This is a genomic window from Peptoniphilus sp. oral taxon 836 str. F0141, assembly GCF_000179335.1.
Taxonomy (GTDB): domain Bacteria; phylum Bacillota; class Clostridia; order Tissierellales; family Peptoniphilaceae; genus Peptoniphilus_A; species Peptoniphilus_A lacrimalis.
Genome location: NZ_AEAA01000041.1, coordinates 1 through 16,270, shown reverse-complemented (window position 1 = coordinate 16,270; position 16,270 = coordinate 1). Strand labels below are relative to the sequence as shown.

The 16,270-nt window shown below is 32.6% G+C and carries 14 protein-coding genes; 13 read left to right on the top strand and 1 reads right to left on the bottom strand.

Annotated elements, in window-relative coordinates; all coding sequences use genetic code 11:
- Nucleotides 1-9: 9 nt before the first annotated feature.
- The 11 genes from nth (at nt 10) to HMPREF9131_RS01485 (ending at nt 10,712) form a co-directional block, all read left to right on the top strand.
- The gene (nth, locus tag HMPREF9131_RS01535; protein WP_009345005.1) at nt 10-702 is read left to right on the top strand and encodes an endonuclease III; all 693 of its coding nucleotides are present in this window, start codon (nt 10-12) and stop codon (nt 700-702) included.
- Nucleotides 703-921: 219 nt separating this feature from the next.
- Complete coding sequence (locus HMPREF9131_RS01530; protein ID WP_004825930.1) at nt 922-1,260, top strand: histidine triad nucleotide-binding protein; 339 nt, start codon at nt 922-924, stop codon at nt 1,258-1,260.
- 342 nt (nt 1,261-1,602) lie between these two features.
- Nucleotides 1,603-1,911 carry an OadG family protein gene (locus HMPREF9131_RS01525; RefSeq protein ID WP_004825924.1) on the top strand — a complete coding sequence of 103 codons (309 nt, stop codon included), beginning with the start codon at nt 1,603-1,605 and terminating at the stop codon, nt 1,909-1,911.
- 32 nt (nt 1,912-1,943) lie between these two features.
- Nucleotides 1,944-2,375 (top strand): biotin/lipoyl-containing protein, encoded by a 432-nt coding sequence (locus tag HMPREF9131_RS01520; RefSeq protein WP_009345003.1) that lies wholly within the window; start codon nt 1,944-1,946, stop codon nt 2,373-2,375.
- A gap of 17 nt (nt 2,376-2,392) precedes the next feature.
- Nucleotides 2,393-3,529, top strand: coding sequence for a sodium ion-translocating decarboxylase subunit beta (locus tag HMPREF9131_RS01515; protein WP_009345022.1), 1,137 nt, complete (start codon nt 2,393-2,395; stop codon nt 3,527-3,529).
- A gap of 59 nt (nt 3,530-3,588) precedes the next feature.
- Complete coding sequence (gene gctA / locus HMPREF9131_RS01510; protein WP_009345017.1) at nt 3,589-4,557, top strand: glutaconate CoA-transferase subunit A; 969 nt, start codon at nt 3,589-3,591, stop codon at nt 4,555-4,557.
- Nucleotides 4,557-5,354 (top strand): glutaconate CoA-transferase subunit B, encoded by a 798-nt coding sequence (gene gctB, locus HMPREF9131_RS01505; RefSeq protein WP_004825866.1) that lies wholly within the window; start codon nt 4,557-4,559, stop codon nt 5,352-5,354. The genes gctA and gctB overlap by 1 nt, the downstream gene beginning before the upstream one ends.
- A 10-nt stretch (nt 5,355-5,364) precedes the next feature.
- Nucleotides 5,365-7,128, top strand: a complete 1,764-nt coding sequence (locus HMPREF9131_RS01500; RefSeq protein ID WP_009345004.1) for an acyl-CoA carboxylase subunit beta — start codon at nt 5,365-5,367, stop codon at nt 7,126-7,128.
- 269 nt (nt 7,129-7,397) lie between these two features.
- Nucleotides 7,398-8,213, top strand: coding sequence for an acyl-CoA dehydratase activase (locus tag HMPREF9131_RS01495; protein ID WP_009344995.1), 816 nt, complete (start codon nt 7,398-7,400; stop codon nt 8,211-8,213).
- A gap of 13 nt (nt 8,214-8,226) precedes the next feature.
- A complete protein-coding gene (locus tag HMPREF9131_RS01490) occupies nt 8,227-9,552 on the top strand; it encodes a 2-hydroxyacyl-CoA dehydratase subunit D (RefSeq protein ID WP_009344987.1) in 1,326 nt (441 codons plus the stop codon).
- 11 nt (nt 9,553-9,563) lie between these two features.
- Nucleotides 9,564-10,712: a 2-hydroxyacyl-CoA dehydratase subunit D gene (locus tag HMPREF9131_RS01485; protein ID WP_009345038.1), complete on the top strand. Its 1,149-nt coding sequence runs from the start codon at nt 9,564-9,566 to the stop codon at nt 10,710-10,712.
- A gap of 329 nt (nt 10,713-11,041) precedes the next feature.
- Here the strand turns inward: HMPREF9131_RS01485 and carB are convergent, their stop codons facing one another.
- Nucleotides 11,042-14,245, bottom strand: coding sequence for a carbamoyl-phosphate synthase large subunit (gene carB / locus HMPREF9131_RS01480; protein WP_009345024.1), 3,204 nt, complete (start codon nt 14,243-14,245; stop codon nt 11,042-11,044).
- 330 nt (nt 14,246-14,575) lie between these two features.
- Between carB and HMPREF9131_RS01475 the strand changes: the two genes are divergently transcribed.
- Both HMPREF9131_RS01475 and HMPREF9131_RS01470 read left to right on the top strand, forming a co-directional pair.
- Nucleotides 14,576-15,148 carry a nitroreductase family protein gene (locus tag HMPREF9131_RS01475; RefSeq protein WP_009345009.1) on the top strand — a complete coding sequence of 191 codons (573 nt, stop codon included), beginning with the start codon at nt 14,576-14,578 and terminating at the stop codon, nt 15,146-15,148.
- 97 nt (nt 15,149-15,245) lie between these two features.
- A partial coding sequence (locus HMPREF9131_RS01470; RefSeq protein WP_009345042.1) for a glycosyltransferase family 4 protein occupies nt 15,246-16,270 on the top strand: 1,025 nt, incomplete at its 3' end.

Here is a 16,270-nt window from a genome sequence, read left to right as displayed (position 1 = left end):
GGTGAAAAAATGGAAAATATGATTTTAAATAGTGAAGAGGCTCTTGCAATTTTAAAAGCTTTGATAAAACTTTATCCGCAAAATCAGCCGGAATTAGAATTTAAAAATAATTACGAACTTTTGTGTGCTGTGGTATTAAGTGCGCAAACTACTGATAAATCAGTAAATAAAATAAGTCCTATATTATTTGAGAGATACCCTAGAGTTGAAGATATGGCTGATGCTGATGTAAATGAAATTCAAGAGATAATAAAATCTATAGGCTTATCAAAGAATAAATCTAAATATTTGAAAGAATTATCCATAGAATTATTGGAAAATTTCAACGGTCAAGTTCCTAGTACAAGAAAAGAGCTTATGTCACTTTCTGGAGTGGGCAGAAAAACTGCTAATGTTCTCTTAGCAAATGCCTTTGATATTCCAGCCTTTGCAGTAGATACACATGTAAACAGAATCTGCAAAAAATTAAAATTTGTAAAAGAGGATTTGAATGTTTTACAAGTAGAAGAAGAAATGATGAAAAAAATTCCTGATAAATACTGGAAACAAGCTCATCATTCCATATTACTTTTTGGAAGGCATCAGTGCGTAGCTAAAAATCATGATCACAGCATTTGTCTTTTAAGAATAAAAGATAAACTTCAAAAAAATGAAATAGCACAAAAAGCAATGGCAAAAATTTGCGAAGGTCAACAAATATGAAAGTAAATAAATTTGACCAAAACTTTGGCTATTATTTATAAGATATTTATGGACAAAGGACTTTTAAGTATAGTGTCAATGATTATATGGAATCTTATGAAATGAAAGAAATTATAAAAGAAAGAGATTTTGGTGGAAATTTTTGGCTAGCTAAATAATTAACTACTATATCTGTCTATAAAGAATTATAATATAAATTAAATTAGAAAGGAGGATAGTATGGACTGCTTATTTTGTAATATAGTAAAAGGTCAAATACCATCAGAAAAAGTTTATGAAGATAATGATGTTTATGCTTTTAAAGATGTAAATCCCGAAGCACCCGTTCATATACTTATTATTCCAAAAAGACACATAAAATCTGTTGATGAATTAGAAGAAACTGATAAGGAACTTGTAGGTCATATATTTTTAGTTGCAAAAAAACTTGCAAAAGAAAATAAACTTGAAAATGGTTATAGACTTGTATCAAATATTGGAGAAGAAGGAGGTCAAAGCGTAAAACATCTTCATTTTCACCTTTTGGGAGGAAGAAGTTTCAACTGGCCACCAGGTTAATATTAAAAGAGCTTTTATAGCTCTTTTTTATTGTAAGTAAATTTAAATAATAACACTTATAGAAATATTATTTAAAAATTGTAGAATTTTTTAAATAAAATGTAGCATTATTTGTTCATATTGTTACAAAGTGTAAGTTATTAGAAAATAATTATTAAATTTTATTTAGCTAACAACTTAGTCAAATGGCTTGAAGTCTTTAAATAAAGGTGAAATTAATGTATAATAATTGGCATATAGTTCTAATGTAATCTACATATTTAATTGATTAAAATTTTAGATTTTGATATAATAATCATATTGGAACTTATTCCGTAATATGAAATAATAGGAGGTGTGATTATGTGGGGAAAGGAAACTATGACAATTGCTGAGGCTTTTGGAGTATCATTAACAGGTATAGTGGTAGTATTTTTATCATTAGTATTCTTAGCTATAGCAATTAAAATAGTATCAGCTGTTTTAAATGGTTTTGTTAAGGAACCACCAAAGGGAGGTTCAGCAAATAAGCAACAAGTTAAAACACAAGCTGCACCACAAAATAAGGGTACAGACCCTAAACTAATAGCTGCAGTAGTAGGAGCTGTCAGTCAAGAACAAAGAGGAAGAGTTGAGAATTTTAGAATAGTCTCAATTAATGAAGTTAAGTAAAGTAAAAAAAATAAAAAAGAAGGGGAATTATTATGAAGTATCAAGTAAAAGTAGATGGAAAAATATTTGAAGTTGAAGTAGAAAAAGTTGGTGGAGGATATCAATCACTTACACCAGGTTCATTAAACGCTGCAGGAGCTTTCCAACCACAAGCACAACCTGTACAACAACAAGCACAACCAGCACCAGCTGCAGCACCAGCAGCACCAGCACCAGCTGCAGCACCAGCACCAGCAGCTAGCGGTTCAGGAGCAGATGGAGAAGTTGTTTCACCAATGCCAGGAAAAATTCTAAAAGTTATAGCTGATAATGGAGCTCATGTAGAAGCTGGAGATGTAATACTTATTCTTGAAGCTATGAAGATGGAAAATGAAATCGTAGCTCCAATTGCTGGAACAGTAAGCTTAAGCGTTTCTGTTGGACAAACTGTTGATACAGACGCATTACTTGCAACAGTTAAGTAATTTTTAGGAGGTAGAAAATGCTTATAAGGACCTTACAAGGAATCCTTGCCGAGTCAGGTTTTGCTAATTTAACTGTACAAAATGGTATAATGTTTTTGATTTCATTTATACTTTTGTACTTAGCCATTAAAAAAGAATTTGAACCATTACTATTGGTTCCAATTGCATTTGGTATGTTACTTAGAAACTTGCCTTTGGCAGGACTTATGGATACAGCTGAACCCTGGCAAAGTTCAGGAGTTTTAGCAATTATGTATAATGGTGTTAAGGCAAACTTATTCCCATGTCTAATATTTATGGGCGTAGGCTCAATGACTGACTTTGGACCATTAATCGCTAACCCTATTTCATTATTATTAGGATCAGCAGCACAAATCGGAATATATTGTGCATTTCTTCTAGCTATTGCTTTAGGATTTTCACCACAAGAAGCCGCATCAATCGGTATAATCGGTGGAGCTGACGGACCTACAGCAATATTTACAACATCAAATTTAGCACCACACTTATTAGCACCAATTGCAGTAGCTGCATATTCATATATGGCTTTGATTCCTATGATTCAACCACCAATTATGAAAGCACTTACTACTAAAAAAGAAAGAGAAACAAAGATGGTTGCTTTGAGACAGGTTTCTAAAACTGAAAAAGTTATATTCCCAGTTGTCGTAGTAGTATTTACAGCATTATTGCTTCCAGATGTAGCACCACTATTAGGTCTATTAATGCTTGGTAACTTATTTAAAGAAACAGGCTTAACTGATAGACTTTCAGATACTGCACAAAACGCATTAATGAATATAGTAACAATAATGTTAGGTTTAACTGTTGGAGCAACAGCGGAAGGAAATAATTTCTTAGCAAAAGAAACATTAATGATTATAGGACTTGGTTTATTCGCATTCTGTTGTGCAACAGCAGGAGGAGTTTTATTCGGTAAAGTATTATATTATATAACTGGTGGAAAAATTAATCCATTGATCGGTTCAGCAGGTGTATCTGCAGTACCAATGGCAGCCAGAGTATCTCAAGTTGAAGGTAGAAAATATAATCCTACAAACTTCTTACTAATGCACGCAATGGGACCAAACGTAGCAGGAGTTATTGGATCTGCAGTAGCTGCAGGTGTATTCTTACTGCTATTTAAGATGTAATAATACTTCAATTGTGAAGTTTATTTATAACACAAGAAAATTTTGAGGAGGTTATACTTTTGAGTAAAGTTATGGAACTAAAAGACGCCATTAGCAAATTTGTTGAAGATGGCGATGTAATATCCCTTGGTGGATTTACAACTAATAGAAAGCCATACGCTGCTGTTAACGAAATTCTTCGTCAAGGACAAAAGGATTTTATAGTTGAAGCAGGTCCGGCTGGAGGAGATTGGGATACATTAATAGGAGCTGGAAGAGTTAAAGCATACATAAATTGCTATACAGCTAACAGCGGTTATACTAATGTATCAAGAAGATTTAGAGCAGCAATTGAACAAGGAACTCTTCTTATGGAAGACTATTCTCAAGACGTTGAAATGCAAAGAATTCATGCTGCAGCTTTGGGTCTACCATTTTTACCAGTAAAGCTAATGATGGGTTCCGACTTAGCTGACAAATGGGGAATATCAAAAGAACAAAGAGAAAAAGTTGAAAAGTTACCAAATGATAAATTCGTTTATGTAGAAAATCCTTTTAAGAAGGGTGAAAAAGTGGTAGCTGCTCCAGTACCAGAAATTGATACTGCAATTATTCACGTTCAAATGGCATCTCCAGATGGAACTACAAGAATACTAGGAAATACATTCCATGATGTTGATATAGCAATTGCAGCAAGAAAAGTTATTGTAACTTGCGAAGAACTTGTTTCTGATGAATATATTAAGAACCACGGAAGCGATGATAATAAGATTCCAGGTTTCTGTGTTGATGCAGTTGTACATTGCCCACATGGTTCTCATCCATCTCAAATATATGGATATTATGACTATGATGCAGATTTCTATAAGATGTATGATAAAGTTTCTAAGACACAAGAAGATTTTGATAAATTCCTAGATGAATGGGTTTATGGAGTTAAAGACCATGAAGAATATCTAGAAAAACTTGGAGCAAATAGATTAATCAACTTAAAGAATACTCCGGGATTTGGATACGCTACTGACGTATTGAAGAAGGAGGTAAAATAATGCCTAGATATGATAATTATACTAACAAAGAAATGCAAGCTGTTACTATTGCAAAACAAATCAAAGATGGAAATATTGCAATAGTTGGTACTGGACTTCCACTAATTGGAGCTTCACTTGCAAAAGCAGTGTATGCACCTGATTGTTATCTAATTGTGGAATCTGGTCTTATGGATTGTAATCCTATAGAAGTACCAAGATCAGTTGGTGATAACAGATTTATGGCTCATGCAGCTGTTCACTGGACAAATGCAACTTATGTAGGATTCCAAGCTAATGAATATAAACATGACAAAAAGAGAATGATAGCATTTATAGGCGGAGCACAAATCGATCCCTATGGAAATGTAAACTCAACTGTTATTGGAGATTATAACCATCCAAAAACTAGATTTACAGGCTCAGGTGGAGCTAATGGTATTGCAACATATGTTAATACTATTATAATGATGCAACATCAAAAAAGAAGATTCATGAATAAAATTGACTATGTAACTAGCCCAGGCTGGATAGATGGTCCTGGTGGACGTGAAAGAGTTGGAATTCCAGGAAACGTTGGTCCACAAATGGTAGTTACAGACCTTGGAATCTTAAAATTTGATGAAAAAACTAAGAGAATGTATTTAGCAGGATATTATCCAACATCTTCACCAGAAGAAGTAATTGAAAATACTGGATTTGATATTGATGTTTCACGTGCAGTAGAACTTGAAGCACCATCAGAAGATGTAATTAAATTAATCAGAGAAGTAATAGATCCAGGCGAAGCATTCATTAAAAAACCAGTAGAAGAATAAAGGAGATATTATGGGTCAATATTCACTAGGTTCATATTTTCAAAATATGAAAACAATAGGCGCACCAATAAAAAAAGTTGATGAAGCTAATAGAGATGAACTTCTTGCAGTTGAAAATGAAATAAGAGAACACATTGAAAACTCTCTTAAAGCAGGTAAACCTGATGAAAAAGTAAACGAAAGAGGGGAAATGACAGCACTTCAAAGAATTGCTGAGCTTATTGATGAAGGTACTTGGTGCCCACTAAATTCATTATATAACCCAGGAGGAAACTCTCACGGCACAACAGGAATCATTAAAGGATTAGCTAAGGTTGACGGAAGATGGGTTTATATAATAGCAAGTGATAACAAAAAACTTGCAGGTGCATGGATTCCAGGACAAGCTGAAAACTTGTTACGTGGTTCAGATACTGCAGAACGTTTAAGAATACCACTTGTTTATATATTAAATTGTTCAGGTGTAAAACTTGACGAACAAGAAAAAGTATATCCAAATAGACGTGGAGGCGGTACTCCATTCTATAGAAATTCAAGATTAAATCAATTAGGAGTTCCTGTAATAGTTGGTATTTATGGTACTAACCCAGCAGGTGGTGGATACCACTCTATTTCTCCAACAATTCTTATTGCACACAAAGATGCAAATATGGCTGTTGGTGGAGCAGGTATATTAGGTGGTATGAATCCAAAGGGATTTATAGATGAAGAATATGCTGAACAAATAGCTGAACAAACAGCAAATGCTAAAAAGGTTGCTCCTCCAGGATCTGTTGGAATCCACTTCTCACAAACAGGATTCTTCAGAGAATGCTACGCTGAAGAAGAAGGAGTATTAGAAGGAATCAGAAAATATTTAAGTATGTTACCAAAATATGATCCTGAATTCTTCAGAGTTGATACACCAAAACTTCCATTATATTCAGCAGATGACATTTATTCAATTATTCCAATGAATACAAAGAGAGCTTATGATGTTTATGATGTTATAGCTAGATTATTCGATGGTTCTGAATTTATGGAATACAAGAAAGGCTATGGACCAGAAATGGTTACAGGACTTGCAAAAGTTAATGGTCTATTAGTTGGAGTTGTAGCAAATGTTCAAGGTCTATTATTAAACTATCCTGAATATAAAGAAAAATCAGTTGGTATGGGCGGAAAGCTTTACAGACAAGGTCTTATCAAGATGAATGAATTTGTTACTTTATGTGCAAGGGATAGATTACCAATTGTGTGGTTACAAGATACTACAGGTATTGATGTTGGTGATGATGCAGAAAAGGCTGAATTGTTAGGTCTTGGTCAATCACTTATTTATTCAATTCAAAATTCTGGACTTCCTCAATTGGAAATTACAATGAGAAAAGGTACTGCTGCTGCCCACTATGTACTTGGTGGACCTCAAGGAAATGATACAAACGCATTTTCACTAGGCTGTGCAGCTACTGAAATCAACGTAATGAATGGAGAAACAGCCGCTAATGCAATGTACTCTAGAAGACTTGTTAAAGATAAGAAAGCTGGAAAAGATCTTCAACCAACTATTGATAAGATGAATGAATTAATTCAAGATTATATCAATAAATCAAGACCAATGGCTTGTGGTCAAATGGGTCTTGTAGATGAAGTTGTTAACATGAATCTTTGGAGAAATTATATAATAGCATTCACAGAAAGCTGTTATCAAGATCCTGATTCAATTTGTCCAGTTCATCAAATGTTAACTCCAAGAGTTATAAGAGATTATGACAGAATAAATAATATTAAATAAAATATTAATATATTGAAAAAATTAATAATAGGGCGATTATGTTCGCCTTATTATTTTTTTTACATTATATTACGATATTTTTGACTAAAAGTTAATCAATGTATGAAAAATTTATTAAAATCTTAACAAAAGAATTAAAATTATTGGCACAAATGGGGTAAAGTGCCTAATTCCATCATTTAGAATTTTGACAAAAATAAATATACATAGTAGAATATATTTGTAATTAGGTTAATCTTTTGTAATTTTTTATAAAAAGAGGGGATTAAATGAGTGATGTTTTAACAATGGGTGTTGATGTTGGGTCAACTGCTTCAAAAAGTGTAATATTAAAAAACGGAAAAGAAATCGTTGCTTCCTCATGTATAGATGTAGGGGCTGGAACCAGTGGACCTGCCAGGGCAATCAAAGAAGTTCTTGAAAATGCAAAAATAACTAGAGATGACGTTGCTTATGTGATGGCTACAGGTTATGGTAGAAATTCGCTTGAAGAAGCTGATTACCAAATGTCAGAATTGTCATGCCACGCAAAGGGTGCATATTTTTTGTTCCCAAATGTTAGAACAATTATTGATATTGGAGGTCAAGATGCTAAGGCTCTAAAAATTGGCGATGGAGGTATGCTTGAAAATTTCGTTATGAATGACAAGTGTGCGGCAGGAACAGGAAGATTTCTTGATGTAATTGCCAGAGTTTTAGAAGTTGATGTATCAGAACTTCAAAATTTAGATGCAAAGTCCACAAAACAAGTAGGTATCTCTTCAACGTGTACAGTTTTCGCTGAATCAGAAGTTATTTCACAACTTGCAAGCGGAACTAAGATAGAAGATATTGTTAGGGGAATTCATGATGCTATAGCCTCAAGAGTGGGTTCTCTTGCTAAACGTGTAGGACTAAGAGATGATATAGTTTTTACAGGAGGAGTGGCGCTTAACAAGGGTATGGTCAGAGCTTTAAGTGAAAATACTGGTCATAAAATTTTAACGTCACCTTTATGTCAACTAAATGGAGCTTTAGGGGCAGCTTTGTTTGGTTATCAAAAATATAAACTAGAAGCTAGAAAAAAAGCTAGAGTTAAGGCATGATTAGGAGGGAAATATGTCTGGAAAAGTAATTGAAAAAATACCGGGTAAAAAACCAAGACCAATAGAAGGTCATAAACCCGCAGCAGCAGTATTAAGAGGTGTAGTAGATAGAGTATATGGAGCAGCATGGGATGCTAAGGCAAGGGGAGAGCTTGTTGGTTGGTCATCATCAAAGTTTCCTATTGAACTTGCAAAAGCTTTCGACTTAAATGTTACTTATCCTGAAAACCACGCTGCAACAACAGCGGCTAAAAAAGATGGATTGAGATTATGTCAAACTGCTGAAGATATGGGATATGACAATGATATTTGTGGTTATGCAAGAATAAGTCTTGCTTTTGCAGCAGGAGAACCTACTGACTCAAGAAAGATGCCACAACCTGACTTTGTTTTATGTTGCAACAATATCTGTAACATGATGACAAAGTGGTATGAAAATATTGCTAGAATGCATAATATTCCTATGATTATGGTTGATATTCCATTCCAAAATACTGTTGATGTTCCTGAAGAAAAAGTTGACTATCTAGTTGGACAATTCCAATATGCGATAAAGGAACTTGAAAAATTAACAGGCAAAAAATTTGATGAAAAGAAATTTGAAGAAACTTGTAAGATTGCAAATAGAACAGCAGCAGCTTGGTTAAAAGCTTGTTCCTATATGGCTTACAAACCATCTCCACTTTCTGGATTTGACTTATTTAACCACATGGCAGATATAGTTGCTGCTAGATGTGAAATTGATGCTGCAGAAGGTTTTGAACTTTTAGCAGAAGAATATGAACAATCAGTAAGAGAAGGAACTTCTACTTGGGAATATCCTGAAGAACACAGGATCCTATTTGAAGGTATTCCTTGTTGGCCAGCATTAAAGGCATTATTTAAACCTTTACAAGAAAATGGTATAAACGTAACAGCTGTAGTTTATGCTCCAGCATTTGGTTTCCAATATACAGACGTTCGTTCTATGGCTGCTGCATATTGCAAGGCTCCATGTTCAGTATGTATAGAAGATGGTGTTGAATGGAGAGAAACTATGGCTAAAGAAAATGGTATTTCTGGAGCTTTAGTTAACTACAACAGGTCATGTAAACCTTGGTCAGGAGCAATGCCTGAAATCGAAAGAAGATGGAAGGAAGACCTTGATGTACCAGTAGTTCACTTTGATGGTGACCAAGCTGACGAAAGAAACTTCTCTGAAGAACAATACAAGACAAGAGTACAAGGTCTAGTTGAAATCATGGAAGAAAGAAAGCAAAAAAGACTTGCAGCTGGTGAAGATGTTTATACAAACTTCGATAACACTAAAGAAACTGACTGGTCTAAGACTACAATTTAATGGGGTGTATTATGGCTGAAATAAAAGAATTATTAGAAAAATTAAAACATATTGCAGATAATCCAAGGGAACAACTTGACAACTATATTGCTCAAGGCAAAAAAGCTGTTGGAGTTTGGCCTTATTATGCACCTGAAGAAATTATTTATGCTGGCGGTCTTGTACCAATGGGAGTTTGGGGAGGAATTGGACCTATTGATAAGGCAAAAGAATATTTCCCAACTTTCTATTATTCACTAGCCTTAAGATGCCTTGAAATGGGACTTGATGGAACTCTTGACGGATTAAGTGCTTGTATGCTTACAACACTTGATGATACATTAAGACCATTATCACAAAACTATAAAGTTTCTGTTGGTAGAAAAATTCCTATGGTATTCTTAAATCATGCTCAACACAGAAAAGAAGAGTTTGGAAAAATTTACAATGCAAAATTATTTGAAAGTGCTAGAAAAAGACTAGAAGAAATTTGTGATGTAAAAATAACTGATGAAAATTTAAAGAAAGCTTTTGAAGTATATAATGAAAACAGAAGATTAAAAAGAGAATTTATAAAACTTGTTGGAAGTCATTCACAAACAGTTAAAGCTTCTGATAGATGCTATGTTTTAAAAGCTGCATACTTTATGCTAAAAGATGAATATAATACATTACTTAAAGAACTTAATGAAAAATTAAAGGCTCTTCCAGAAGAAGAAAATCTAGGACCAAGAGTTGTAACTTCAGGTATTATTTGTGACAACCAAGGATTATTGGAAGTTTTAGATGATTTCAATATTTGTGTAGTTGCTGATGATGTTGCTCACGAATCAAGAGCATTAAAAATTGATGTTGATACTTCTATTGAAGATCCAATGTATGCACTTGCTGACCAATTTGCTAGAATGGATGAAGATCCAATTCTTTATGACCCAGATATTTGGAAAAGACCAAAATATGTTGTTGATCTAGCAATTGATAACGATGCTGATGGATGTTTATTATTTATGATGAACTTCAACGATACAGAAGAAATGGAATATCCTTCATTAAAACAAGCATTTGAAAAAGAAGCAATTCCACTAATTAAAATGGGTTATGACCAACAAATGACAGACTTCGGTCAAGTTAGAACTCAACTTGAAACATTCTCTGAAATGGTTCAATTAAATAATATGTAATATCTAAGAGTAGCTAATAGCTACTCTTTTTTACCTTTTTTTGATAGTTATGTTGTCAAAAATTTATACTATATAACAGAAAGTGTTGATGGGAAATCATCAGCACTTTTTCAGTTTCTGTTGTAATTAGGTATTTATAAAAAGTTACCGTGAATATTAATTATTTATATGTGTTTTATGTCTTATTATTTAAACCATATTTTTTATGGAAAAAATTATAGCTTAAATAAAAAAATTCTAGGAGGAAAATTCACCACTAATCGCAATAATTTCCTCCTAGAAAATTTTAAAAAATTATAAATTGTTTAGGAATTAATAATTTAAAATTATTAATTTCCTAATTCTTCAAGTTCATAAATATTTAGATTATCTTCTTTATATCCTTCATTTTTAACCTTAACTCTAGCTAGAAGTGTGTCAAGGCTTGTAACTATATCAACTCCACATTCAATGGCAGTTCTTCTTATTTTAAAGCCATCACGTTTGGAATCTCCACCCTTAGTTGGTGTATTCACTACTAAATCTACTTGGTTATTTTCGATTATATCAATAATATTTGGATGAGATTCTGTCAATCTGTTTATTTTTGTAACAGGAATGTTATTTTCTTCCAACATTTTTCCTGTACCTTCTGTTGCGTAGAAACTGTAGCCCAAGTCATTCATAATTTTAGCTATGGATAAAAATTCTTTCTTGTCGTTATCATTTACTGTTGCAAGAACTTTCTTCTTATCATCTTGCATTGATGTGCCGGAAGCTAAAAATCCTTTATACAAAGCTTCTGAAATTGTCTTTCCTATTCCCAAAACTTCTCCTGTTGATTTCATTTCAGGTCCTAGAGAAATTTCAACTCTGGCAAGTTTTGACATTGAGAAAACTGGAACTTTAACTGCATATAGTTTTGGTTCTTTGTATAATCCTACTCCAAAGCCCATATCCTTTAATTTTTCGCCCATAATGGCACGAGTTGCAAGCTCAACTATTGGAATACCTGAAACTTTTGATATATAGGGAACAGTTCTTGATGCCCTCGGATTAACTTCAATTATATAAATATCATCCATATATTCTATGAATTGAATATTTATCATACCTAAAGCCTTGAGACCTTTAGCTATTTTTTTAGTATAATCAAGAATTTTTTCCTTAGATTTTTTGCTTAATTTATCAGCGGGGTAGATTGAAATGGAATCTCCTGAGTGGACGCCAGCTCTTTCTAAGTGTTCCATGATTCCTGGTATAAGAATATCTTGACCATCACAAATTGCATCTACTTCGATTTCCCTACCTAATAAATATTTATCTATCAGTACTGGATTCTTGCTATCTTCTTTGAAAGCCGCCTTTAAATATTTTTTTAATTGGTCTTCATCATGGGTTATTTCCATACCCTTGCCGCCAAGGACATAAGAAGGGCGAACTAATAGGGGGTATTTTAATTTATTAGCAAGTTTAATTCCTTCTTCTACAGAAGAAACTCCGCCTCCCTTGGGTCTATTTATATTAAGAGAATTTAAAAGTTCTTCAAACCTTTCTCTGTCTTCAGCCTTATCAATATTATCAAAATCAGTACCCAAAATTTTAATACCCTTGGAATCTAAAAATTCTGCAAGTTTAATAGCAGTTTGTCCGCCAAATTGAAGTATAACTCCGAGAGGTTTTTCAAGTTCCAAGATATTTAATACGTCTTCTTCAGTTTCAGGTTCAAAGTATAGCCTGTCTGAAATGTCAAAATCTGTAGAAACTGTTTCAGGATTATTATTTATGATTATTGTTGTGTAATTTAGCTTTTCAAGAGATTTTATTGCATGAACTGATGCATAATCAAATTCTATACCTTGACCAATTCTTATAGGACCTGCACCTAGAACCACTACCTTATCTTTTTGAGAAATTTTTATTTGAGCCTTTTTTTCATAGGAAGAATAGTAGTAAGACTCTTTTTCTCTAAAATGACTTGTGTCTACAGGTATATATGAAGGCATAATATTGTATTTTTTTCTTAAATTTCTGATAGTTTCTTCTGATACTTTTAAAAAATTTCCTATAGCCTTATCACTGAAACCATGACCCTTAAGATTTGACAAATATTCTTCAGATAAGTCATTTATATTGAGCTTTTTAAGTTTTTCTTCTTGGTCGACAATCCATTTGATTTTTTCTACAAAATAAGGAACAATTCCTGTAGCTTTTTCTACTTCTTTTATATCATAGCCTCGACGCAAGATTTCTGCCATATCAAAAATTCTTTCATCATCGGCAAATGCAATTCTTTTTTTAAGTTCTTCTAAAGTTTTTTCTTCTGAAAATTCATTTTCAAGAGAATATTTTTTGATTTCAAGGGAACGGATACCTTTCAAAAGAGCCTCTTCAAAATTAGAGCCGATAGCCATAACTTCGCCAGTAGCCATCATCTTAGTGCCTAATTTTCTCTTAGCGAATTTGAATTTATCGAAAGGCCACTTAGGGAATTTAACAACAACATAATCAGGATTTGGGGTGAAAGATAAAAGATTTTCACCATTAGGACATGAGATTTCATCAAGATTTAAACCTGTTGCAATTTTTGTTGCAACTTTTGCAATTGGATAACCAGTTGCTTTAGATGCTAGAGCTGATGAACGAGAAACTCTAGGATTAATTTCTATTACATAATAATCGTAAGTTTTTGGATTAAGAGCAAGTTGAACGTTACATGCGCCCTTAACACCAACTTCATTTACAATATCTATTGAAGCTTTCTTTAACTTATCAAGCACTTCTTTTTTAAGACTTTGACATGGTGCAACAACTATAGAATCACCAGTATGAACACCGACAGGGTCAACATTTTCCATATCACAAATTATTAAGCTATTACCAGCACCATCTCTAATTACTTCAAATTCTATTTCCATATATCCTTTTATGGATTTTTCCAAAAGAACTTGAGATACAGGAGAAATTTTTAAACCATGCTTTAATATTTCCTCTAATTCTTCTTCATTATTGGCAAAACCTCCGCCAGTTCCACCTAAAGTATAGGCTGGACGAACAACAAGTGGAAAACCGATTTTTTCAGCCAATCTTTTTCCTTCTTCAAGGCTTGTAACAATTTCTGATTCTACAAGAGGTTGATTTATTTTTTTCATTGTTTGTCGGAAAATGTCCCTATCTTCACCTTTTTTTATGGCATCAATATCGGTACCTATGACTTCAATATTGTACTTTTTCAAAATTCCCATCTTATCCAGTTCCATTGCCATATTAAGACCAGTTTGTCCACCCATAGCAGCAAGAAGACTGTCAGGCTTTTCTTTTTTAATGATTTTCTCAATAAAGTCAATGGTTATGGGCTCAATATAAATTTTGTCCGCCATTTTCTTATCTGTCATTATTGTTGCTGGGTTAGAATTAATAAGAACCGTTTCAATTCCAAGAGATTTCAAAGATTCAATCGCTTGAGACCCTGAATAGTCAAATTCAGCAGCTTGTCCAATAACAATAGGTCCAGAGCCAATAACAAGAGTTTTCTTAATAGATTTTTTAGGCATTGTATCCTCCCTTTAAAAATGCTCAAAAAAAAATCATGAACCAAGGGTCATGACTTTGTCCAACTCTTGGACTGATTTTTATATATTAATTTTTATCTCTACCATTTAATCACTAATATCAAAAATTTGCAAGTCTTTTTTTTAATTAATTTTTAAAAATTTTATAATAAAACAGATAAGTTAATAAATATTCACCATATATTTTAAAATATTTAATCAGAGAATACTTAAATTTTATTAACTATATTAAAGGCAAAGGTCCGTTTTAATCTGCTTTATTTGGGTATCATATTAAATAAGATTATTTAATTTAACCAGGGAGGAAAAAAGATGCTTATAGATTTAATAAAGAAAAGAAGAAGTTACTATAATATCAATAAGGAGATACCAGTTTCGGAAGAAGAAATTATTAACTTTATAAAAGAGGCTACTGAACTTGTGCCTGATGCCTTCAATATGAAATCACAAAGACTTGCAGTTTTTACAGGACAAAAACATGATGAACTTTGGGATAGTATATATGATGAATTTGGTGGAAAAGTTGCAAGAGAAAAGATAGATTCTTTTAAATCAGGCTATGGAACAATTATTTTTTCTATTGATGAAAATGTTGTAAAATCTTTGCAAGATAAGTTTCCAAACTATGCGGATAGATTTCCAAGTTGGGCTGAACAAGCCAATGCCATGTTACAATTTAGCATATGGGTAGGATTGACAGAGATGGGACTAGGAGCCTCTATTCAACATTATAATCCAGTAATTGATGAAGCCCTCAAGAAAAAATTTGATATTAAAGACCATCACAAAATTTTAGCTCAGCTTGTATTTGGTGGTATTGTAAAGGAGCCTCAAGCCAAGGAAAAAGAGAATGATATAAACCACAGAGTAAAAATTATAAAATAGATTATTTTAATTGCACCCTTTTTAGGGTGTTTTTTTATAAAAAAGCTACAAATATATGGAAATTTATTATATACTTATCTAAGTAAGGAGGAGAGTTATGATTAAAGTTCTCCATTTAATTAGTGGCGGAGATACAGGCGGAGCCAAAACTCATATTTTTTCTTTAATGAAGGGCTTAAAAAATCTTGTAGATGCAAGAATAATTTGCTTCATTAAAGATTCTTTTTATGATGAGGCTAAAGATTTAGGTTATAACATCAAAGTTTTTCCACAAAAATCTAGGGCCGATATGTCTGTTGTTAAAAAATTAAGAGAAGAGATTGATAGAGAAAAATTTGATATTATCCATGCTCATGGAGCCAGAGCAAATTTTATTGTTATGTTTTTAAAAAAATATATAAGAGTTCCTGTAATTACTACGATTCATTCTGATTATAAATTAGATTTTAAAGATTCATTTTATAAGAATCTTGTCTTTACAACTTTAAATAAAGTTGCTTTGAAATATTTTGACTATTATATAACTGTTTCAGATTCTTTTAGGCAAATGCTTATTGAGAGAAATTTTAATAAAGACAAAATTTTCGTATTATATAACGGTATAGATAAGGATAAAAAATTTAATTTTATCCCCAAAGAAGACTTTCTTTCAAGATATAATATTAATTATAATGGGGAGTTCTTGGTAGGTATAGCTGCAAGGCTTGACAAGGTAAAGGACCACCAAACTTTTATAGCCGCTTGCAAAGAAGTCTTAAAAGAAAACACCGATATTATTTTTCTTATTGCAGGAGAAGGGGAAGAGAAGGAAAATTTGCTTAAAGAAATTAAGGATTTTGAGAAAAATATTTATTTTCTAGACTTTGTTAAAGATAACTATTCTTTCTTTAATGCTATTGATTTAAATGTTTTGACCAGCATATCTGAGTCTTTTCCCTATGTTATTTTAGAAAGTGCCCTTATGAATGTAGCAAGCATTTCAACAGATGTTGGGGGCATATCTAAGGTAATTATAAATGATAAGACAGGATATTTGATTGGAGTTTGTGATTATAAGAGCTTAAGCCAAAAAATACTTTACCTGTACAACAACAGGCAAAAGTTAAAAGAATTAGGAGAAAA